General features: G+C 73.4%; 20 protein-coding genes. 14 read left to right on the forward strand and 6 right to left on the reverse strand.

What is annotated here, in order from left to right; all coding sequences use genetic code 11:
• Positions 1-8 precede the first annotated feature (8 nt).
• Genes ACFVXN_RS00465 through ACFVXN_RS00495 form a run of 7 tightly spaced genes read left to right on the forward strand, consistent with a single transcriptional unit; the run spans position 9 to position 4,357 of the window.
• On the forward strand, positions 9-305 hold the full coding sequence (locus ACFVXN_RS00465; RefSeq protein WP_389225592.1) for a hypothetical protein: 297 nt from the start codon (positions 9-11) through the stop codon (positions 303-305).
• Complete coding sequence (locus ACFVXN_RS00470; RefSeq protein ID WP_389225596.1) at positions 305-1,603, forward strand: hypothetical protein; 1,299 nt, start codon at positions 305-307, stop codon at positions 1,601-1,603. Before ACFVXN_RS00465 ends, ACFVXN_RS00470 begins: the two co-directional genes overlap by 1 nt.
• The gene (locus ACFVXN_RS00475) at positions 1,600-2,388 is read left to right on the forward strand and encodes a hypothetical protein (RefSeq protein ID WP_389225599.1); all 789 of its coding nucleotides are present in this window, start codon (positions 1,600-1,602) and stop codon (positions 2,386-2,388) included. Before ACFVXN_RS00470 ends, ACFVXN_RS00475 begins: the two co-directional genes overlap by 4 nt.
• Entirely contained in the window at positions 2,385-2,987 is a 603-nt protein-coding gene (locus ACFVXN_RS00480) for a hypothetical protein (protein ID WP_389225602.1), read from the forward strand. The genes ACFVXN_RS00475 and ACFVXN_RS00480 overlap by 4 nt, the downstream gene beginning before the upstream one ends.
• Positions 2,984-3,496: a hypothetical protein gene (locus ACFVXN_RS00485; protein ID WP_389225605.1), complete on the forward strand. Its 513-nt coding sequence runs from the start codon at positions 2,984-2,986 to the stop codon at positions 3,494-3,496. The genes ACFVXN_RS00480 and ACFVXN_RS00485 overlap by 4 nt, the downstream gene beginning before the upstream one ends.
• Before the next feature lie 43 nt (positions 3,497-3,539).
• A complete protein-coding gene (locus ACFVXN_RS00490) occupies positions 3,540-3,827 on the forward strand; it encodes a hypothetical protein (protein ID WP_389225608.1) in 288 nt (95 codons plus the stop codon).
• Positions 3,828-3,883: 56 nt separating this feature from the next.
• Positions 3,884-4,357, forward strand: a complete 474-nt coding sequence (locus ACFVXN_RS00495; RefSeq protein ID WP_389225610.1) for a hypothetical protein — start codon at positions 3,884-3,886, stop codon at positions 4,355-4,357.
• A gap of 10 nt (positions 4,358-4,367) precedes the next feature.
• On the opposite strand, the gene ACFVXN_RS00500 is transcribed toward ACFVXN_RS00495, so the two are convergent.
• A complete protein-coding gene (locus ACFVXN_RS00500) occupies positions 4,368-4,688 on the reverse strand; it encodes a hypothetical protein (protein ID WP_389225613.1) in 321 nt (106 codons plus the stop codon).
• An 87-nt stretch (positions 4,689-4,775) separates the two neighbouring features.
• Here ACFVXN_RS00500 and ACFVXN_RS00505 point away from each other — a divergent pair, with 87 nt between their 5' ends.
• The 3 genes from ACFVXN_RS00505 (at position 4,776) to ACFVXN_RS00515 (ending at position 7,768) form a co-directional block, all read left to right on the forward strand.
• On the forward strand, positions 4,776-5,510 hold the full coding sequence (locus ACFVXN_RS00505) for an alpha/beta fold hydrolase (protein ID WP_389225616.1): 735 nt from the start codon (positions 4,776-4,778) through the stop codon (positions 5,508-5,510).
• A gap of 195 nt (positions 5,511-5,705) precedes the next feature.
• Complete coding sequence (locus ACFVXN_RS00510) at positions 5,706-6,419, forward strand: LytR/AlgR family response regulator transcription factor (RefSeq protein ID WP_389225619.1); 714 nt, start codon at positions 5,706-5,708, stop codon at positions 6,417-6,419.
• On the forward strand, positions 6,416-7,768 hold the full coding sequence (locus tag ACFVXN_RS00515) for an ATP-binding protein (protein WP_389225622.1): 1,353 nt from the start codon (positions 6,416-6,418) through the stop codon (positions 7,766-7,768). The genes ACFVXN_RS00510 and ACFVXN_RS00515 overlap by 4 nt, the downstream gene beginning before the upstream one ends.
• A 5-nt stretch (positions 7,769-7,773) precedes the next feature.
• Here ACFVXN_RS00515 and glf read toward each other — a convergent pair whose 3' ends face one another.
• Entirely contained in the window at positions 7,774-8,961 is a 1,188-nt protein-coding gene (glf, locus tag ACFVXN_RS00520; protein WP_389225625.1) for a UDP-galactopyranose mutase, read from the reverse strand.
• 251 nt (positions 8,962-9,212) lie between these two features.
• Here glf and ACFVXN_RS00525 point away from each other — a divergent pair, with 251 nt between their 5' ends.
• The 4 genes from ACFVXN_RS00525 (at position 9,213) to ACFVXN_RS00540 (ending at position 16,436) form a co-directional block, all read left to right on the forward strand.
• On the forward strand, positions 9,213-12,194 hold the full coding sequence (locus ACFVXN_RS00525; protein ID WP_389225628.1) for a glycoside hydrolase family 3 C-terminal domain-containing protein: 2,982 nt from the start codon (positions 9,213-9,215) through the stop codon (positions 12,192-12,194).
• 137 nt (positions 12,195-12,331) lie between these two features.
• Positions 12,332-14,734: a glycoside hydrolase family 3 C-terminal domain-containing protein gene (locus ACFVXN_RS00530; protein ID WP_389225631.1), complete on the forward strand. Its 2,403-nt coding sequence runs from the start codon at positions 12,332-12,334 to the stop codon at positions 14,732-14,734.
• Between the two features lie 35 nt (positions 14,735-14,769).
• A complete protein-coding gene (locus ACFVXN_RS00535) occupies positions 14,770-15,408 on the forward strand; it encodes a hypothetical protein (protein WP_389225634.1) in 639 nt (212 codons plus the stop codon).
• Positions 15,405-16,436, forward strand: coding sequence for a glycosyltransferase family 2 protein (locus tag ACFVXN_RS00540; RefSeq protein WP_389225637.1), 1,032 nt, complete (start codon positions 15,405-15,407; stop codon positions 16,434-16,436). Before ACFVXN_RS00535 ends, ACFVXN_RS00540 begins: the two co-directional genes overlap by 4 nt.
• A 136-nt stretch (positions 16,437-16,572) precedes the next feature.
• On the opposite strand, the gene ACFVXN_RS00545 is transcribed toward ACFVXN_RS00540, so the two are convergent.
• Genes ACFVXN_RS00545 through ACFVXN_RS00560 form a run of 4 tightly spaced genes read right to left on the reverse strand, consistent with a single transcriptional unit; the run spans position 16,573 to position 20,387 of the window.
• Positions 16,573-16,842 (reverse strand): hypothetical protein, encoded by a 270-nt coding sequence (locus ACFVXN_RS00545; protein WP_389225640.1) that lies wholly within the window; start codon positions 16,840-16,842, stop codon positions 16,573-16,575.
• Positions 16,808-17,557, reverse strand: a complete 750-nt coding sequence (locus tag ACFVXN_RS00550; RefSeq protein ID WP_389225643.1) for a signal peptidase I — start codon at positions 17,555-17,557, stop codon at positions 16,808-16,810. The genes ACFVXN_RS00545 and ACFVXN_RS00550 overlap by 35 nt, the downstream gene beginning before the upstream one ends.
• Positions 17,558-17,598: 41 nt before the next feature.
• Entirely contained in the window at positions 17,599-18,234 is a 636-nt protein-coding gene (locus ACFVXN_RS00555; protein WP_389225646.1) for a hypothetical protein, read from the reverse strand.
• A 47-nt stretch (positions 18,235-18,281) separates the two neighbouring features.
• Entirely contained in the window at positions 18,282-20,387 is a 2,106-nt protein-coding gene (locus ACFVXN_RS00560) for a putative bifunctional diguanylate cyclase/phosphodiesterase (RefSeq protein WP_389225648.1), read from the reverse strand.
• Positions 20,388-20,542 lie beyond the last annotated feature (155 nt).

The raw sequence follows: 20,542 nt of genomic DNA on the forward strand, positions 1-20,542 counted from the left end.
ACACCCCCATGAGCGTGGACGTCTCGATCGCGGCGCTGGACACCGCGGCCACGGACCTGGAGACGGTGGCGTCGGAGCTGCAGGCGGTGGACGTCGCCGGCGCGTTCGGCGGGATCGAGGCGGCGCTGCCCGGCTCGGCGATCCCGGACGCCGCGGTGTGGGTGTCGACCCGGCTGGGTGCGGCGGTGCAGGTGCTGGGCGACAACGTCCGGGGGATGTCGGCGAGCGCGTCCGGGTCCGCCGACGGGTACCGCACGGCCGACAGCTCGGTGCAGGACCGCTTCGGCACGATGGTGCCCCGCTGATGGCGGCGCTGACGCTCGAGGTCGTCCGCAGCTGGCGGCCCGAGGCGCTCGCCGACGCCGCGACCGGGGTCGGGACGGCCCAGGAGGCCGTCGACGCGCAGGTCCGCGCGGCGAAGACCGCGATGACCCGGCTCACCGACCACTGGGACGGAGACGCCGCCCAGGCCGCCGCGCAGCGGATGGCGAGCGAGGCGACGACCGGGTTCGCGCTCGCGGACGCGCTGGAGTCGGCGCGCACGGCGCTGTCGTCGGGCAGCACCGACCTGGCGCGCGCGAAGTCGGCGCTGCTGTCGACCGTGGACACCGCGACCGCCGGCGGGTTCCGTGTCGACGCCGACGGCCGGGTGACCGCGCCGACGCTGCCGCCGGTGATGACCGCGCCCGGCGACCCCGAGGGTGCGGGGGCGAAGCGCGACGCCGACCAGCGGGCCCTGAACGACGACGCCCAGGTGCACGCCGACGCGATCGCGACCGCCCTGCAGGACGTGGCGACCACGGACCAGCGGGTCGCGGACACGCTCGCGGCCGTGGAGGTGCCGCAGACCCTCCAGTCGGCCGTCGACGCCTACCTGCAGCGCGCGTTCGCGAGCGGCGACGTGATCGGCGCGTTCGGGAGCGTCACGGCGGGCGGCATCGCGCTGGCCCAGGTCATCAAGGGCGTCCTGAAGTCGGCCTCCAAGGGCAAGGCGTTCCTCGACTTCCTGAAGGCGTCGTCGGCGCCGATCACGCACTACGCGGCGATGGTCGAGAACTTCGCGAAGGCCGACGCGGCGCTGGACGTGTTCAAGAACGGCAAGGCGGTCAACCCCCTGCTCGCGCGGATCCTCGGCCCCGGGGCGGCCAACGCGATGCGGGTCGCGGGCAAGGCGTTCCTGCCGCTGACGGTCGCGACCGGGCTTGTGGACGCGGTCACGGGCGGCGGCTACGACGGCGCCCGCGGCTGGGCGACGCGCGGCTTCGGGCTCGCCGGCGCCGCGGGCGCGGGCACGCTGATCGCCGTGGGGACGGGCGCGCTGGCGCTCGGCCCGGTCGGCCTCGCTGTCGCCGGCGGCGCCGTGCTCGCCTACGGCGCGTGGAGCCTGGGCAACCTCGTGTGGGACAACCGCGAGGCGATCGGGGACTTCTTCGTCTCCGCCGGCGGCGCCGTGAAGGACGTCGCGGTGGGCGCGTGGAACGCGACGACGGACGCGGTGTCGGACGCCGCCGACTGGGCGGGAGACCAGGTGGACAAGGCCAAGGACGCGGTGACCGACTTCGGCAAGGGCGCGCTCGACGTGCTCTCGTTCGGGCTGCTGTGAGCGCCGCCGACGCCCCGGTGGCCGTGCCGGTCGAGGTGCTGACCGACGAGGAGCTGGCGATCCTCGCCGGCCCCGGCGGCCTGGTGGTCTCCCCGTACCTGGCGACGCTCGCCGAGGCGGACCGCGAGGTCGCCCTCCGCACCGCCTACCGCGGGCTGCTAGCGCGCGGGGTCGTCGACCCGCCGACCGTCGAGGCGTTGGCCGCCGCCGTGGGCGAGCCGACCGTGGAGCTCCAGGTCCGCGAGGACGTGCTGTCCCTGGTGACGCTGCGCCGTGGGGCCGCCGCGACCGTGTGCGTGGCGCGGACCACGGTGCTCGGGCAGGACTACTGGTACGCCCACGTGGTCCGTGACGTGGTGCTCGTGGAGCAGGTGACGACCGACGGGCAGCACCGGTTCTCCCTCGCGGCCGCCGACGTCCTGGGCGACCTGCTGCTCGACGCGGTCGCGCACCCGGAGACCGGCGACGGCACCGGTCCGGCGATCGAGCTGGCCGACCCCGCCGAGCCGCCGGACGCGGTGGTCGAGGCGCTCGGGCACGCGCTCGCGCGCGCCGACGTCGTGGTCCGGACCGCCGACGACCGGGAGCCCGAGCTGCTCGGGCTGTTCACCGGCCCCGGCGGGGCGTGGGTGCTGTCCGCGGCCGCCGGGTCGGGATCGGCGGTCGTCGCGACGCCGACCACCCGCGCGGTGCTCGACGCCCGGGTGCACGACCTGGCGCGTCGTGCGGCGGCCGTCGCAGCGGCCGTCGCGGCCGCAGCCGCCGGGGAGGCCGGGGCGCCGTGACCGGCGACCTGGTCCGCATCCCGGGGTTCAGCTCGCGGTCCGCCCTCGGGTGGATCGTCGCGACGGTCCTCGCGGTCCTCGCGGTCGGCGGGTACGTCGGCGTCACCCAGCCCGAGAACCGGATCTACGTCGTGACCGTGCTCCCCGCGCTGGCGGTGTTCCTCGGCGTGCTCGTCTGGCAGTCGACGTGGCTCGACCCCGACGGCGGCACGCTGCTCCGCGTCCGGTGCCGCACCTGGCGGCGGGAGGTCCGTCTCGCCCCGGGCACGACCGTGTCCCTGGTGCCGAACGGCGGCGGGACCCTGCTGCTCCGGGCCGCACCCGCGCAGGGTCGTGGCCTGCACGTCCAGCTCGTCGCCCGGACCGACTACCTCGACGCGTCGCAGCCACCCGCGCTGCTCCGCCGGATCGCCGACGCCGTCGAGGCGCACCGCGCGGGCGGCGCCGGGCCGGTCGCCGCCGCGCTGCGGTCGCAGGCCGACCACCTCGACGCGGGCGGCACCGTCGCCGGCTCGCCGCTCGCGGGCCTGATCACGACGGGCGTGCTCGGTGCGGCCAAGGCCGGCGGCGCGGGCGCGGTCGGCGGGCACCTCGGGTGAGCATGTGGCACACCTGGTCGTTCCGCATCCCGCTGCGGGCCGACCTCGACGCGGTGACGCTCCGCGTGCTCGAGGCGGTGGCCCGGGACACCGCCCCCGCCCCGGAGGACCTCGCCCGCCTGCACCCCGTGGTCGCGCACTACCTCGGGAACTGGACCCGCTTGCTCACCGGCGAGGAACCACCCTTCGTCGGCCCGCCGTTGCGCCTGTCCGGGCACTGGTCGGGCGACCGCGTGCTCGCGGTGGACTTCAGCCAGCACGACGACGAGTTCGCGAACGGCGGCTACGTGCTGTGGGCCTGGGCGCTGCAGCTCATCGCGCGGCCCGGACGCGGACGCGTGCTGATCGGGCACCACGCGCCCGACCGTGACGACCTGACCTGGTACCCGGTCGTCGCGGGCCCCGACGGTGTCGACGAGGGCCGCGGCCGGGTCCTCACCTGGGCCGAGATCGAGCGCGGCTGGGCGGAGATGCTGGACGACACGTCGTGGGCGACGTACCCGGACTGAGCGACGCCCAGGCGCCTCGCCGGAGCGACCTACACTCGAACACGTGTTCGACCCGTCCCGCCACGTGCCGCCGTGGGAGGGCTACCGCTCCCTCCCGACCGCGGCGTGCGGCGAGCCGGTCCTGGCGGCACGACAGCCGATCCCGGTGCAGGTGTGGGTGATCGACGCGACCGGCAAGGACCGCTGCATCCACGCGCAGGCCACCGCGTGGACGACCCGCGCGGTCCGCGTGACGTACACCGACGACCGCGGCCGGATCGGGATGATCTGGGTCTGGGCGTCCGCGGTGGCCCGCGACGCCCCGTCCCCCCGCTACCGCTCCCGCCGCTGACCCGCCCGGGTCGTGCGCCCTCGGGTGGGGCGGTCCGTGATCGGTACGGTGTCGGGGTGGTGAAGCGTGCTCGCTCCGGGACGCCGCGCGGTCGGGTGGTCGCGGTCGGTGGCGTCGTCCTCCTGCTCGGCGCGTGCGGTGCGGACGCCGACGCGCGGAGCGGCACCGGAGAGGTCCGCCACGACGTCGAGCCGCTGCTGGACCGGGTCCCCGCCCTGGCCGGTGCGACCTCGGTCAGCTGGTCGAGCGGCGCGCTCGGCGACGCCGACGTCCCGGGCCCCTCGCTGTACTGGATCGACGCGGTGGTCGAGCTGCCGACCGGAGTCGCCGCGGACCTGCGGGCGTCCCTGGACCTGGCGCCCGCGACGGAGCGGCCCGACGTGGCGGACGCGCTCGGCGAGGAGCTGCCGATCGGGGACCTCCTCGCCGGGGCGGCCCTGGACGACGCGTTCTCCGCAGCGGGCTGGCGGTCCACCGCCTACCTCGAGGCCGAGGGCGACGACCTGGTCCTGCTCGTGGTGGGGGAGTAGGTGGACGAGGTCAGCGGCGCTTCGCGCGGCTGGCGCCGAACCGGCCGCCGAACACCAGCGAGATGCCGAGCACGAACCCGACGTCGTACCAGTTCCCGTTGTTGAACACCTCGTACGGCGTGACGGTGTCGGTGAACAGCGACACGATCCACGTGACCGGCAGGATCGCGCCGTGCCACACCCCGAGCCAGAAGCCGGCCGGCTCGGTCGCGCCGGGTGCGACGGCACCGGTCTGCGGGTTGACGCCGGCCGCGCACGCGGACACGACCAGCAGCACCACCACCGCGAGTCCGAGGCCGGTGAGGGCACGGGTACGACGCCTGGGCTCCATGCGCCCCATCGTGGCACCGCCCCTCGCGCGCCGACCCCTCGCGGTCGGGAGCGGGTCGGTGTCGGAGGGCGGGGCTACCGTCGGGGGATGAACGTGGTCCTCATCCCGGGTTTCTGGCTCGACGCCTCCTCGTGGGCGCCGGTCTCCGCGGCTCTCTCGGCCGCCGGACACACCCCGCACCCCGTGACGCCCCTGGGCGCGGGTGGCGCGGCGGAGCAGGTCGCGACGATCACCCTCGCCGACCAGGCGGCCGCGGTGGTCGAGATGGTCGACGGTCTCGACGGGCCGGTCGTGGTCGTCGGGCACAGCGGCGGTGGCGCGGTCGCGCACGCGGTCGCGGACGCCCGGCCCGACCGGGTCGAGCAGGTGGTCTACGTGGACAGCGGCCCGTTGGCGGACGGCGGGGTGGTCAACGACGAGCTGCCGGTCGTCGACGGCGTGGTCCCGCTGCCGGACTGGGGCGTCTTCGAGGAGGAGGAGCTCGACGGCCTCACCGACGAGATCCGCGCGGACCTCCGGGCGCACGCCCTGTCGGTGCCGCCGCTCGTGGCGGGCGGGCCGCAGCGGCTGCACGACGAGCGGCGCTACGAGGTCCCGGTCACGGTGATCTCGTCGACGATGCCGGAGGCCGTGCTGCGGGACCTCATGGCGAAGGGCCACCCGTACGTCGCTGAGCTGGCGAAGGTGCGGGACGTGACCGTCGTCGAGCTGCCGACCGGCCACTGGCCGCAGCTGAGCCGCCCCGACGACCTGGCGGCCGCCGTGGTGCGCGCGGTCGACGGCGAGAAGGACGCCGAGGAGGCGATGGCCGTCCCGACGTGAGCCGACCCACCCCGCGCTCACCCGGACGCGCCGCCGCCCACCAGCGTGGATGACACGTCAGGGGCGTCTCGCCTAGCATCGGCGCGACTCGCCGGAGCCCGCCCGCGACCAGGGGACCGTCGGGCTGCAGCACCTGGGCTCCGGTCGGCCGACGTCCCCCGCGCCGCGGGGGCGCAGACCCCGGGGACCAGCATCGTGATCAGGATCGGCATCGTCGAGGACGACCCGGCGAGCTCCGCGCTGCTCGTCGACCACCTCGCCCGGTACGAGCGCGAGCACGGCGAGACGTTCGCCGTGACCCGGTTCCCGGACGGTGCGGACGTCGTCGCGGGGTACCGGCCGGTGTTCGACATCCTGCTGCTGGACGTCGAGATGCCGGGGCTCGACGGGTTCAGCGCGGCGGAGCGGATCCGGCAGGTCGACCGGGACGTGGTCATCGTGTTCATCACCAACATGACGCAGCACGCGATCCGCGGGTACGAGGTCGACGCGCTGAGCTACGTGCTGAAGCCGGTGCCGTACTTCGCGTTCTCGCAGGAGATCCGTCGGTCGGTCGCGCGGCTGCGCCGCCGGTCCGCGGACTACCTGCTGCTGGCCGTCGACGGCGGGCTGGTGCGGGTCGCGACGGACGACATCGTGTTCCTGGAGTCGGCGAAGCACCGCACGACCGTGCACACCGTGGACGGCCGGTACTCCGTGGTGAGCCCGCTCAAGGGCCTGGAGGCGGAGCTGGCCGGCAAGAGCTTCTTCCGCAGCAACAGCGGGTACGTGGTGAACCTCCGGCACGTCCTCGGCGTGCAGGGCAGCAGCGCGCTGATGGTCGGCGGGCACGACCTGCTGATCAGCCGGCCCCGCAAGAAGGCGTTCCTCGCGGCGTTGACCGACTACCTGGGGGCGCTGAGCTCGTGATCGTCGAGACCCTGCCGGACATCCCCCGGGTGCTGACCGGCCTCGCGGAGTGGGCGGCGTGCCTGGTGTACGTGCTGCTGCGGCGGCACCGGCTGCCGGTCGCGCGCCTGGTCCTCGTCGCGGCGACGGCGCTCGGGGTGGTCGTGGCGGTGCAGGTGCTCGCGGACGAGCTGCCGCGGGCGCTGTGGCCGCTGGGCATGGCGTCGGCGGTGGCGTGCATGTTCGCGTTCATCGTCACGGCCGCGCGGGTGTCGGCCCGGGACGCCGGCTACTTCGCCGCGCGGGCGCTGGTGCTGGCGGAGCTGGTCGCGGCCGCGCACTGGCAGATCCACTGCTTCTTCTTCCTGCCGGCGGACCGGCCGGGCACGGCGTGGCAGGCGGTGTTCTTCGTCGTGGCGTACGGGACCGCGTTCGTCGCGGCGTACCTCATCGAGTCCCGGCACTTCCGGCCCGCGCAGCCCCTCGACGTCACCACCGGGGAGCTGGCCTCGGCGGTCGCGATCGCGCTGGTGACGTTCTTCATGAGCAACATCAGCTTCCTCAGCGCGAACACGCCGTTCAGCGGGCGGCTGGGTCTGGAGATCTTCTACATCCGGACGCTGGTCGACCTGTGCGGGTTCGTGGCGCTCTACGCGCAGCAGGGGCAGCGGCTGCAGCACCACGCCGCGGCCGAGGTGAAGGCGATCGACGAGATGCTCCGCCGCCAGCACGGCCAGTACCTGCAGTCCAAGCGGAGCATCGAGATCGTCAACCGCAAGTACCACGACCTCAAGCACCAGATCGGCGTGATCCGCGCGGAGGGCGACCCGGGCCTGCGCGCCGACTACCTCGACAGCCTGGAGGCGAGCGTCTCCGGGTACGCCGCGCAGGCCGACACGGGCAACGGCGTGCTCGACGTCGTGCTGACGACCAAGAGCCTCGAGTGCGCGGAGCGGGGTATCGACCTGACGTACGTGGTCGACGGCGCGGCGCTGGACTTCATGTCCGCGATGGACGTCTCGGCGGTGTTCGGCAACGCGCTGGAGAACGCCATCGACGGCGTGCTCGCCGTGCCGGACCCGGAGCGGCGGCTCATCAAGGTCGCGGTGTTCGTGCGGGACCGGTTCGTGATGATGACGTTCGAGAACTACTTCACGGGCGAGCTGCGCACCGAGGACGGGGACATCGTGACCCGGCGGTCCGACCGGGACCGGCACGGGTACGGGCTGAAGTCGATCCGGTACACGGCGGAGAAGTACGGCGGCTCGATGACGGTGAACACCGAGGACGGCTGGTTCGTGCTGCGCATCCTGGTGCCGATCCCCGCCACGACGATCACGACGACGGCGCCCGCGCCGGCCCTGCCCTGACCCGGTCAGGCCGTCGCGACCACCCGCGCGAGCGCGCCCGCGGCGACGGACCGCTCGAGCACGGCCCCGCTCGCCCACAGCGACTGCGCGGACGCGATCGCCATGTGCATGTCGAGGTACAGGTACGACCCGAGCCGGCCGCCGAAGTGCACGTCGGGCTCGTCGGCGGCCAGGTCGCGGTAGGCGCGCAGGCGCTCGCGGTCCTGCGGGGTGGCGACGGGGTAGTACGGCTCGTCGCCGGCCTGCGCCGCCCGCGACCGCTCGCGCATGACGACGGTCGCGTCCTGCGCGTGCCGGTCCTCACGCTCCGGGTGGTAGTGCCGGAACTCGTGCACCCGGGTGTAGGGGACGTCGAGGTCGGCGTAGTTCATGACGCTGGTGCCCTGGAAGTCCCGGACCGGCAGCGTCTCGGTCTCGAGGTCGAGGGTGCGCCAGGCGAGCGGCCCGGCGTGCTCGTCGAAGTACCGGTCGACGGGGCCGGTGTAGACGACCGGCAGCTGCCCGCGGGCGCCGGCCTTGCTGAGCGGCTGCGTGGCGTCGAAGAAGTCGGTGCCGAGCCGCACGTCGATCCGGGGGTGGGAGGCCATCGCCTCGAACCACGCGCCGTAGCCGTGCGCGGGCAGGCCCTCGAAGGTGTCGGAGAAGTACCGGTTGTCGTAGGTGTACCGCACCGGCAGGCGGGCGATCACGGAGGCGGGCAGCGACCGGGGGTCGGTCTGCCACTGCTTGGCGGTGTAGTCGCGGATGAACGCCTCGTACAGGGGGCGGCCGATCAGGGAGACCGCCTTGTCCTCGAGGTTCGTGGCGGTCGCGCCGTCGACCTCGGCGGCCTGCTCGGCGACGAGCGCGCGGGCCGCGTCGGGGCTCATCGCGGTGCCGAAGAACTGGTTGAGCGTGCCCAGGTTGATCGGCAGCGGGTACACGGTGCCGGCGTGCGTCGAGTAGACCCGGTGCCGGTAGTCGGTGAAGGCGGTGAACCGGCGGACGTAGTCCCAGACCCGCTCGTTCGAGGTGTGGAAGATGTGCGACCCGTACCGGTGGACCTCGATGCCGGTCGCGGCGTCGACGCTGCTCCACGCGTTGCCGCCGAGGTGGTCGCGGCGGTCGACGACCGTGACGTGCAGGCCGGCCTCGGCCGCGCGCTCGGCGATCGTCAGCCCGAACAGCCCCGCGCCGACGACGAGCAGGTCCATGCGGGGCGCCTTCCGGGGCGGGGGAGCGGCTCGGGTGGCCGCGCGGGCGCCCCGAGTGTAGGACGCGCGCGAGGACCGCGGGACGAACGCCGAGGAACGCGACAGTTCGTGCGCCGGAACCGACAGATCGTGCCCCGGCCAGGGAGGGTGCACCGCCCGGACGGTTGGCTGGCCCCAGCCTCCGCACCGCCCGGCGACGCTGTCGGACCGGGGGCCTACACCCACGACAGTGTTCGAAGGAGAGACTCCTCGTGAGCAGCAGAGCGGCGAAGAGGCCGATGTCCAACAAGAAGTTCCTGGCGATCTGGGCACCCGTGCTCGGGCTGGTCCTCGTCATCGCGATCGTGGCGAACATCCTGCTCGGGGTGTACTCGAACTGGGTCGCCTCGCAGCTCGGCACGGGCACCTACACGGTGACCAACCCCGACGGCACCGAGGACTGGGACACCACCTACGACGAGGCCGACTACGCGACCGCCGACGAGGCCGCGGAGGCCGCCGACGCGCTGGTCCAGGAGATCGCCGCCGAGGGCATCGTCCTGATGAAGAACGAGGGCCAGGCCCTGCCGCTCACGGGCGACGCCCCGCAGGTGACCCTGCTCGGTCGCACCGCCGCGGACCCGGTCTACGGCGGCTCGGGCTCCGGCTCGACGGACACGAGCACCGCGGTCGACGTCCGCCAGGGCCTCGAGAACGCGGGCATCGCCGTCAACGACACGGTGTACGGCGAGCTCGAGGCGTTCGCGCAGGACGCCCCGAAGACGAACATCGTCATGGACCTGCCGGCCGACTCCGTGTACACCATCGGCGAGATGCCGGTCGCGGACTACTCGGACGAGGCGCGCGCGAGCTTCGCGGACTTCTCCGACGCCGCGGTGGTCGTCATCGGCCGCGCCGGCGGCGAGGGCGGCGACCTGGCGACCTCGATGGAGGGCTGGGACGACCACTACACCGAGGGCCAGCACCAGCTCGAGCTGAACCAGGACGAGAAGGACCTCCTCGCCCTCGCGAAGGAGAACTTCGACACGGTCGTCGTCGCGATCAACGCCTCCACCAGCATGGAGCTCGGCCCGCTGGCCGAGGACGCGGGCGTCGACGCGGTGCTGCAGATCGGCTCCCCGGGGCAGAGCGGCCTGAACGCGCTCGGCCGGGTGCTGACCGGCGAGGTCAACCCGTCCGGCCGCACGGTCGACATCTACCCGGCCGACTTCACCGCCGACCCGACGTTCCAGAACTTCGGCAGCTACCAGTACGAGAACATCGCGGGCCTGAGCACGGACGCCGCCAAGGGCGTCGACGGCGGCGCCTACTTCGTCCAGTACGAGGAGGGCATCTACGTCGGCTACCGGTACTACGAGACCGCGGCCGTCGAGGGGTTCCTCGACTACGACCAGGCCGTCGTGTACCCGTTCGGCCACGGCCTCAGCTACACCACGTTCTCCCAGGCCGTGACCGGCACCGAGCTCGGCGCCGTGGACGGCGAGATCAGCGTGGACGTCGAGGTCACCAACACCGGTGCCGTCGCGGGCAAGCAGGTCGTGCAGCTCTACTACTCGGCGCCGTACACGCCGGGCGGCATCGAGAAGTCCTCCGTCGTGCTCGGCGCGTTCGGCAAGACCGACGTCCTCGAGCCGGGTGCCTCCGAGACCGTGACGCTGACGCTCGCGGTCGAGGACATGGCGTCCTACGACTACCGGGACGCGCGGGCCTACGTGCTCGACGCCGGCGACTACGTGCTGACCGTCCAGGACGACTCGCACACCGTGACCGCGGGCACCGAGCCGATCACCTACACGGTCGACGAGACGGTCACCTACTCCGGTGACGACCACCGCGCCTCCGACGAGGTCGAGGTCACGAACCAGTTCGACGACGTGAGCGCGGCGTTCGTGGACACCGCCGAGGAGGGCAAGATCCTCAACCTGTCCCGCGCGGACTTCGCCGGGACGTTCCCGACGGCGCCCACCGCGGCCGACATGGTCGCGACCGACGAGACCGTCGCCGCGTTCGGGAAGTACGACGCCGCCGCGGCGGCCGAGGCCTCCGACGCCACGATGCCGACGCAGGGCGCCGACGGCGACCTCGCGCTGATCGACGTGCGCGGGCTCGACTACGACGACCCGCAGTGGGACGCCCTGCTCGACCAGATCACGGTCGACGAGATGACGAGCGTCATCCTCAACGGCGCCTACAACTCCGGCGCGATCAACTCGATCGCCAAGGAGGTCGCGAACGACTACGACGGCCCCGCCGGCTTCAGCTCGTTCATCAACGACGCCATCTCCGGCGTGGCCTACCCGTCCGAGGTGCTGCTCGGCCAGACCTGGAACGCCGACCTGGCGCACGCGATGGGCGTGTCCATCGGCAACGAGGCGCTGACCCTCGACGCCAACGGCTGGTACGCCCCGGCGGTCAACCTGCACCGCTCCCCGTTCGCGGGCCGCAACTTCGAGTACTACTCGGAGGACCCGGTGCTGTCCGGCGTGCTCGCGACCTCGGTCGTCGAGGGGGCCGCGACCAAGGGCGTCTACACCGCGATGAAGCACTTCGCGATGAACGACCAGGAGACCAACCGCGTCAACCACGGCGTGTCCACCTGGGCGAACGAGCAGGCGATCCGCGAGATCTACCTCAAGGCCTTCGAGCTCCCGTTCAAGGACGCGACGGTCGAGATGGACTACATCGCGGACGACCAGGGCACCGTCGAGACGCGGGAGATGCGCGCCGCCACGGCCGTCATGAGCTCGTTCAACCGCATCGGCAGCACCTGGGCCGGCGGCTCCGAGGCGCTGATGACGAACGTGCTGCGCGAGGAGTGGGGCTTCCGCGGGTACGCGATCACCGACTTCAACCTGTACGAGTACATGTACCCGGACCAGGCCATCAAGGCCGGCTCGGACCTCATGCTCACGTTCCAGCCGATGAAGTCGCTCGAGGACACGACCTCCGCCGAGGCCGTGACCAACATCCGCACCGCGACCCACAACATCCTGTACACCGTCGCGAACTCCAACGCGATGAACGGTGTCGCCTCCGGCGCGACCCTCGACTACACCCCGCCGACCTGGCGGTACGTGCAGATCGCGGTCGACGTGGTGCTGGGTCTGCTGCTGGTGCTCGGCGCGGTGTACGTGGTCCGCCGCGTCCGCCGCCACCGCGGCACCGAGGCCGAGGCCGCCACGGCCGACGCCGACGTCACCTCCGAGGACCCCGCGGGCACCACCGCCCGCTGAGCCCTACCGGGGAGGGACCCGGCCGGCTCGGCACCCGAGCCGGCCGGGCCCCCGACCGGTCAGCCGCACCACCCCGCCGCGCGGCGTCGCCGTCGCGCGGCACCCGCAGCACCACCGCGCACCCGAGGACGCACGCGATGATCGAGAACCTCACCCTGCTGGAGAAGGCCGCCCTGCTGACGGGCAAGTCCGTCTGGGAGACCCACGACCTGCCACGCCACGGCGTGCGGTCGCTCTGGCTGGCCGACGGCCCGCACGGGGTCCGCAAGCAGACCGGGGCCGCGGACCACCTCGGCATCGCCGAGTCCCAACCCGCCACCTGCTTCCCGACCGCGGCCGGCGTCGCGAGCACCTGGGACCCCGAGCTGGCCGAGGAGGTCGGGCGCGCGCTCGGCGCCGAGGCCGCCGCGCAGGACGTCGACGTGCTGCTCGGTCCGGGCCTGAACATCAAGCGCTCGCCGCTGGGCGGGCGCAGCTTCGAGTACTTCTCCGAGGACCCGCTGCTCGCGGGCCGGATGGCCGCCGGCATGGTCCGCGGGATCCAGTCCCGCGGTGTGGCGGCCTGCCCCAAGCACTTCGCGGCGAACAGCCAGGAGCTGCGCCGCATGGTCTCCGACTCGGTCGTGGACGAGCGCACGCTGCGCGAGATCTACCTGACCGGCTTCGGCATCGTCGTCGAGACCGCGCGGCCGCGCACGATCATGTCGGCGTACAACCTGGTCAACGGCACGTACGCCCACGAGGATCCGTTCCTGCTGCAGCAGGTGCTGCGCGACGAGTGGGGCTTCGACGGTGCGGTCGTGTCCGACTGGGGCGGCTCGAACGACGTCGTGGACGCGGTCCGCGCCGGCGGCACGCTCGAGATGCCCGCCGCCGGGCTCGACTCCGTCCGGCAGATCGTCGAGGCGGTCCGCACCGGACGGATCAGCGAGGCCGACGTCGACGCCCGCGCCGCCGAGGTGCTGCGCCTGGTCGCCGACGCCCGCGAGCCCGGCACCGCGCCCGCCGTCGACACCGACGCGCACCACGCGCTCGCCCGCCGGGTGGCCGCCCGGTCCGCCGTGCTGCTCCGCAACGAGGACGCGACGCTGCCTCTGGCCCGCGGCACCCGCGTGGCCGTGATCGGCGACTTCGCGCGCACCCCGCGCTACCAGGGCGCCGGCTCGTCGGCGGTCAACCCGACCCGGCTCGACTCCGTGCTCGACGTGATCGGCGACTCCGGCCTGGAGATGACGGCGTTCGCGCCGGGCTTCCGCCGCAACGGCACCCCCGACGCCGCCCTGCGCGCCGAGGCCGTCGCGGCCGCCCGGGGCGCCGACGTGGCGCTGCTGTTCCTCGGCCTGGACGAGATCGCCGAGTCCGAGGGCCTGGACCGCGAGCACCTGCGCCTGCACGCCGCGCAGACGGAGCTGCTGGCCGCCGTCGCCGAGGTCAACCCGCACGTCGTCGTGGTCCTGTCCGCGGGCGGCGTGGTCGAGATGCCGTGGCTGGCGCAGACCCGCGCCCTGGTGCACGGGTACCTGGCCGGGCAGGCCGGCGCGGGCGGGCTGCTGGACGTGCTGACCGGCGCCGTGAACCCGTCCGGCCGGCTGGCCGAGACCGTGCCCGCGCGGCTCGCGGACACGCCCACCGCCGCGACGTTCCCGGGCCGGCAGCGCACCGCGGAGTACCGCGAGGGCTTGTACGTCGGCTACCGCTACTACACGTCCGCCGGGGTGCCGGTGACGTTCCCGTTCGGGTTCGGCCTGTCGTACACGACGTTCGCGTACGCCGACCTGGTCGCGACGCCCGAGGCCGCGACCGTGACCGTCACCAACACCGGGACGGTCGCCGGCGCCGACGTCGTCCAGGTCTACGTCCGCCGCGAGACCCCCGGCGTGCACCGCCCCGACCGCACGCTCGCCGGGTTCGCCCGCGTCGAGCTCGCGCCGGGCGAGTCCGCGACGGTCACCGTCCCGCTCGGCGACGCCGCGTTCCGGCACTGGGACCTCGGCACCGGGGCGTGGCAGGTGGAGCAGGGCACGTACGCCGTGCTCGCCGGCGCGCACGTCGACGACCTCCCGCTGGCCGCGTCGGTGGCCGTCACCGGCACGACGGCCGCGGTCGTCGACGCGCACGTCCCCGACCGGTACCGCACCGGTGCCGTGGCCCAGGTGCCGGACGCCGACTTCGCCGCCCTGCTCGGCCGCCCGGTGCCGCCCGCCGCGTGGGCCGGCGAGCTCACCGCCAACGACGCGCTCGGCCGGATGCAGCACGCCCGCAGCCCGCTCGCGCGCCTCGCCTACCGGGTGCTCGCGGCGCTCCGCGACCGCGCCGACCGCAAGGGCAAGCCGGACCTCAACATCCTGTTCCTGCTCAACATGCCGCTGCGCGCCGTCGGGAAGATGACCAACGGGATGGTCAGCGCCGAGATGGTCGACGGCCTGGTCCGGATCGTCAACGGCCGGTTCCTGGCCGGCGCCGGGGCCACCCTGCGCGGGTTCGTCCGCAACCGCCGCGCCAACCGCGCCACCGCCCGCCGGCTGCGCGGCGACGTCTGACCCGCCCGAGCCCCGGAAGAGAGAGAACCACCCCCATGCTCACCCGTCTGAAGGCCTCGTGGAGCGCCTTCGCCGAGAAGCGGCCCGGCGTCGCCCAGTTCGTCGTGTTCTTCGTGCTCAGCAACGGGATCACCGTGCTGCAGCTCGCCCTGATGCCCGCGATCAAGTGGCTGTTCGGCATGACCTCGCTGGTCGACACCACGTTCCAGGTCTGGCCGATCGGGTCCAACCCCGACGGCTCGCAGTACTTCGTGTTCGACTACGCCGCGGGCGCCCTGCCGTCCGGCGGCGGCGGGCTGGCATACTTCCTGGCCGTGCAGATCACTCTGCTCATCGCCCAGATCATCAACTTCTTCGCCCAGCGCACGATCACCTTCAAGTCGAACAGCTCGATCGCGAAGGCGGCCACCTGGTACGCCATCGCCTACGTCGTCATCACCCTCGTGGCCGCGGCGCTGCAGGGCCTGTACAAGGCCCCGATCTACGAGCTGTTCATCGACTCGTGGGGCCTGGGCGGCACGGGGGAGACGCTCGCGGACGTGGTCACCATGATCATCAACGCGGCGATCTCGTTCTGGGTGTTCTTCCCGATCTTCAAGGTCATCTTCAAGCAGGAGCCCGAGGATGGCGCACCGGCCGCGGCCGGTGATCCCACGGAGGTGCGCGCGGCGTGACACCCACGGCGAGCCCGGTCCTGTCGGTCGTCGTCCCCGCGTACAACGCGGAGGCGTACCTGGCGCGCGCGCTGGACTCGCTCGTCGGGTTCGGTCCGCAGGTGGAGGTCGTCGTCGTCGACGACGGCGCGACCGACGGGACCGCGGCGCTCGCCCGCACGTACGTCGACCGGTACCCCGGCGAGGTGCGGCTGCTGCGCAAGCCCAACGGGGGCCACGGGTCGGCGATCAACGCGGGCCTGGACCACGCCCGTGGGGCCTACCTCAAGGTCGTGGACGCCGACGACTGGCTCGACCGGGACGCCCTGGTCGAGGTCCTCGCGACGCTGCGCGGGTTCCTCGACCGGGAGCGCCCCGTCGACCTGCTCGTGTCGAACTTCGTCTACGAGAAGCAGGGCAAGAAGACCAAGACCGCAGTCCGGTACCGCGGCGCCCTGCCCGCCGACCGCGTGATGGGCTGGTCGGCGACCCGCGGGTTCGGCAAGCGGCAGTACCTGCTGATGCACGCGTTGATCTACCGCACCGAGGTGCTGCGGGCCGCGGGCCTGCGCCTGCCCGAGCACACGTTCTACGTCGACAGCCTCTACGCCCTGGTGCCGCTCGCCCACGTCGAGACGCTCTCCTACCTCGACGTCGACCTGTACCGGTACTTCATCGGCCGCGCGGACCAGTCGGTGCAGGAGGCGGTCATGCTCCGGCGCATCGACCAGCAGCTCCGGGTCAACCGGCTGATGCTCGACCACGTCTCCCGGGTCCGGGTCACCGACCGGCGGCTACGCGCCTACCGGCTGCACTACGTCCAGCTGATCTGCGTGGTCTCGTCGATCCTGCTCATCCGGTCCGGCACGCGCGCGTCCCTCGCCGAGCGCGACCGGCTCTGGTCCGAGCTCCGGCAGCAGGACTTCTGGCTGTACCGGAAGGTGCGCTGGACCGTGCTCGGACAGCTCGCGAACCTGCCGACGCCCGCCGGTCGGCGCGTGTCGGTGCTGGCGTACCGGGTGGCGCAGCGGGCGATCGGCTTCAGCTGACGCCTGGGCCGCAGGTGTCGCCGAGGTAGGACCGCCGCGTCGACGTAGGACGCTGCGCCGACCTGTCTCGGCGCGGGCGTCCTACGTCGACGAGCGCGGACGCGCGGCGACCGGCGGCGGGAGCGCGCCGCGTGCGTCAGGGGAGGTCGGGCGGGGCGTCCAGGGTGGCGGTCGGCTCCGCGGTGGGGGTGGCCGTGGGGGCCGTCGGGGGCACGGTGATCGAGATGTGCACGGTCGCCTCGCTGCCGAACTGCGCCGACGCGTAGCCGACCGCGGGTCCGAGCAGCGCCGCGCCGACCAGCAGCGTGCCCAGGACGAGCCGCGCCCAGCGCCCCAGCACCGGCCCGTCGCCCGGGTCCCCGGTGCGGGCGTCAGCCGAGGAGGAGCGCATCGTCGTGGAGCTCACGGGCGGAGGGGCGGAGCTCGCCGGCCTCGCGGCGGGCCCGGCGGTCGTCGACCAGGGACAGCACCTCGAGGGTGGCCAGGGCGGCGAGCGGCGGGGCGAGCATCGCGGCGCGGCCCTGCGCGGACCCCGCCCAGTCGAGCACCCAGCCCCAGCGCGGGTAGACGTGCAGGATGATCCCGCGGACCTGCGACAGCGGCGTCGCGTCGGGGTCGGGGTCGATGTTCGCGTCGCCCTTGGTGAAGATGTACGGCCGGGTCAGCGCCTCGCCGGTGGTCGGGTCGACGGTCTGGACCATCTTCCCGGTCGCGAGGTCCTGCTGCATGACCGGCAGGTTGCGCAGCGCGATGATGCGGTGCGTCACCAGCTGGTCGGACCCGGCGGGCCAGAACGTCGCGACCTGCCCGACCCGCAGCTGCGACGGGTCGTCGATCCGCCGCATCACCACGGCGTCGCCCGCGTCGAACCCGCCCTGCTCGGACCCGGCCATCGACCCGGAGGTGACGATCAGCAGGCGCTGCCCGTTCGCCTGGAACCACAGCGGCACCGCGAGCGACCCGGCGTAGGCGAGCCCGCAGACGACGATGACCGTCCACAGCGCCGTGCGCAGCGCGCGCCGGGGCGTCGTGCGCAGGGCCGCGCGCAGCCCGGCCGCGTGCCGGGGCGGGTCCGCGTGCGGCGCCCGGCGCTCGACCGTCGGGTCCGGCCTGTCGGTCATCGAGGGGTCAGCGCCTCACCTGTCGTCGTCGGTCGGCTGCGTCAGGGGGTGGTGCGGTGCGGGTCCGTGGGGTCCTGCGTCGCGAGGAACGTCAGTGCGATGTCGGCGCTGCTGTTCTGGTACGCGTTGCCGAGGTCCTCCGGCAGCGACACGCGGACGCACAGGTCCTCCGCGGCGCCCGCGATCAGGCTGCGGTCCCCGTCGACGACGAGCGTGGGCGTCCCGGCGAGCGGCGCGGCGGCCGAGCCGATCGCCGTCGCGGCGGCGACCCCGTCGGTGGTGCAGGACGCGGCGGGCAGCGCGAACACGTCCAGCGACAGCGCGCCGGCGAGGCCTGCGGCGTCGCTGCTGGTCGCCGCGTACTGCACGTCGTAGACGAGCGCGAGGGAGCCGGCGTTGGTCACGGTGACGGGGCTGACGACCTCGTCCCCGGGGGCGAGGTTGCCGGGGGGCAGCGTGAAGGACGCGTCCTCGCCGGCGGTGATGTCGACGCTGCCGGTGGTGATGCCCGACCGGCCGGTGTCGTCGTTGTCGGTGAAGATCGCGGAGGTCACGAGCGACGTCATGCCGAGCCCGGCCATGCCGAGGATCGCGACGGTGGTGATCAGGCGTCGACGCCGGGCGGGATCGCGCCGCGGGGCGGGCGGCGTGATCATCTCGCGGAGCAGCTCGTCCATCCGGGTGGTCATCCTCACGGGTGAGTCGAAATCGGGCGTACCAGGCTCTATCGGTCCGATGGTGGCTCACCTTGAGCCGTTCTGCCCGATTCGCGGGTGACGGCCGTGACGGCGGGTCGCGGCACCCGGTCACGCGGCAGGTCCTCGGGGCGCAGCTGGTCGGCGGGCACGGCGCGGGAGTACAGGTAGCCCTGCGCCTGGTCGACGGTGAGCCGACGCAGGACCTCGACGACCGCGAGGTCCTCGACGCCCTCCGCGACGACCTGCAGGCCGAACGAGTGCGCGAGGTCGACCATCGCCTTGACGATCACCTCCGAGCCGTCGCGGCCGTCGCCGTGCAGGTCCGCGACGAACAGGCGGTCGATCTTGAGGCCGTGCACCGGCAGGTCCCGCAGCTGGGAGATCGACGTGTTGCCGATGCCGAAGTCGTCGATCGACACCCGCACGCCGATCTCGCCGAGCCGGTGCAGCACGGGCACCACCCGCGAGGGGTCGCTGACCAGGGCGGTCTCGGTGATCTCGACCTCGAGCAGCCGGGCGGGGACGTCGTGGCGCAGCAGCAGGTCCTCGATGACGTCGACCACGGCGTGGGACGTGACGTCGTGCGCGGACAGGTTCACGGCGACCGGCACGGGGTCGCCCTGCTCGGCCCAGTCGGCGAGCTGCGCGACGCAGATCCGCAACGCGTACCGGGTCAGGTCGTGGATCAGGCCGGACTGCTCCGCGAGCGGGATGAACAGGTCGGGCGGCAGCATCCCGCGGGTGGGGTGGTGCCAGCGCATCAGGGCCTCGAGCCCGACGGTGCGGCCGGTGCGCAGGTCGATCTTCGGCTGGTAGTGCAGCTGCAGCTCGTCCTCGACGCCCAGGGCGCGGTGCAGGTCCCCGAGCAGCACCAGGCGGGCGGGGGAGGAGTCGTCCTCGTCCGGGGAGTACACCGAGACCCCGAGCCGGTGGGTCTTCGCGGTGTACATGGCGACGTCGGCCATCCGCATCAGCGACGACGCGTCCTCGGCGTGGTCGGGCAGGCACGCGACGCCGATCGAGGTGTCCACGTGCAGCGCGAGGTCGCCGAGCATGAACGGCGGGACGAACAGCTGCCGCACCCGGCGGGCGGTGGCGTCGGCGTCCGCCGGGGACCGGACGTCGGGGAACAGGATCGCGAACTCGTCGCCGCCGAGCCGGGCGACCATGTCGTCCGACCGCAGGGCGTCGCGCAGCCGGTGCGCGATCTGCTCCAGCAGCTCGTCGCCGCGGTCGTGGCCGAGGGAGTCGTTGATGTCCTTGAACCGGTCGACGTCGAGCAGCGCGAGGCCGACGGTGGTGCCGGAGGCGTGCGAGTCGGCGATGGCGCGCTCGAGGCGGTCGGCGAGCATCCGGCGGTTCGGCAGCCCGGTCAGCGAGTCGAGCAGGGCGAGCCGGGCGTTCTCGAGCGCGGACGACTGCAGCCGGCGGGAGGCGTTGAACACGGTGCGGAACAGCAGCAGCCAGAGCAGGACGAGCCCGCCGGCCACGACCAGGGTGACGGTGCGGGTCGCCGAGGCGACGGCGTCGGAGGTGCCCTGGTAGTCGAGCATCACCTCGGCGGCGCCGACGACCATGCCGTCGTGCTGCACGGGGACGTAGACGTCGAGCAGCGTCGACTCGCTGCCGCCGAACTCCTCGCCGCGCACCTCGGTGACGACCTGCGCGTCGGGCTCGCGCTGCCGGACGGCGGCGTCGAGCCGGTCGCCGTCCGGGAACCCGGTGGTGTCGGCCTGGGAGTCGTAGAGCAGCGTGCTGTCGACGGTCCACAGCCGCAGGCGGCGCAGCTCGCGGAACCCGGCGACCTGCTCGGTGATCCGGGCGGACTCGTCCGGGGGCAGGACGCCGATGGTGAACGCCTCCTGCGGCACGCCGCCGGTGGCGTACGACTCGATGCTGCGCGCCAGGGCCACGCCGTCGCGCCGGGCCTGGTCCTGCATGACGTTCGCGGTCACCAGGACCAGCGTCACGCCGAGCGCGAGCATGGCGACGACGCTGACGACGGCGAAGTACCGGGTCAGCGGCCAGCGGCGGTGGGCGGTAGCCAGCTCGGGCCTCGAGTCGTGCGCAGGGGCGGGGTCGCTCCGGGTCCGGGCGGCCTCGCTGCCGACCCTACGGGCGAGATGTCGCATATGGCGAGAAGATCCTCGTTGCGGCGTTTCGTCGGATTTGCCCAGGGGATGAAATGCCCGGTCACAGGTGCTCGCACCCGTCCGGCGCCTCCCGCGGGCGCGCCCGGGGAGGTAACGTCCCGAGCGCCCTTGCCCCGATCACCTCACCCCGGACG

The sequence above is a fragment of the Cellulomonas sp. NPDC058312 genome (genome assembly GCF_042880135.1).
GTDB lineage: Bacteria > Actinomycetota > Actinomycetes > Actinomycetales > Cellulomonadaceae > Cellulomonas.

Coding starts and splice junctions, on each gene's coding strand:
- ACFVXN_RS00555 (WP_389225646.1), bottom strand. CDS start 18,234: ATGGACGAGCTGCTCCGCGAGATGATCACGCCGCCCGCCCCGCGGCGC.
- ACFVXN_RS00530 (WP_389225631.1), top strand. CDS start 12,332: ATGATCGAGAACCTCACCCTGCTGGAGAAGGCCGCCCTGCTGACGGGC.
- ACFVXN_RS00535 (WP_389225634.1), top strand. CDS start 14,770: ATGCTCACCCGTCTGAAGGCCTCGTGGAGCGCCTTCGCCGAGAAGCGG.
- ACFVXN_RS00500 (WP_389225613.1), bottom strand. CDS start 4,688: ATGGAGCCCAGGCGTCGTACCCGTGCCCTCACCGGCCTCGGACTCGCG.
- ACFVXN_RS00505 (WP_389225616.1), top strand. CDS start 4,776: ATGAACGTGGTCCTCATCCCGGGTTTCTGGCTCGACGCCTCCTCGTGG.
- glf (WP_389225625.1), bottom strand. CDS start 8,961: ATGGACCTGCTCGTCGTCGGCGCGGGGCTGTTCGGGCTGACGATCGCC.
- ACFVXN_RS00465 (WP_389225592.1), top strand. CDS start 9: ATGAGCGTGGACGTCTCGATCGCGGCGCTGGACACCGCGGCCACGGAC.
- ACFVXN_RS00550 (WP_389225643.1), bottom strand. CDS start 17,557: ATGACCGACAGGCCGGACCCGACGGTCGAGCGCCGGGCGCCGCACGCG.
- ACFVXN_RS00470 (WP_389225596.1), top strand. CDS start 305: ATGGCGGCGCTGACGCTCGAGGTCGTCCGCAGCTGGCGGCCCGAGGCG.
- ACFVXN_RS00560 (WP_389225648.1), bottom strand. CDS start 20,387: ATGCGACATCTCGCCCGTAGGGTCGGCAGCGAGGCCGCCCGGACCCGG.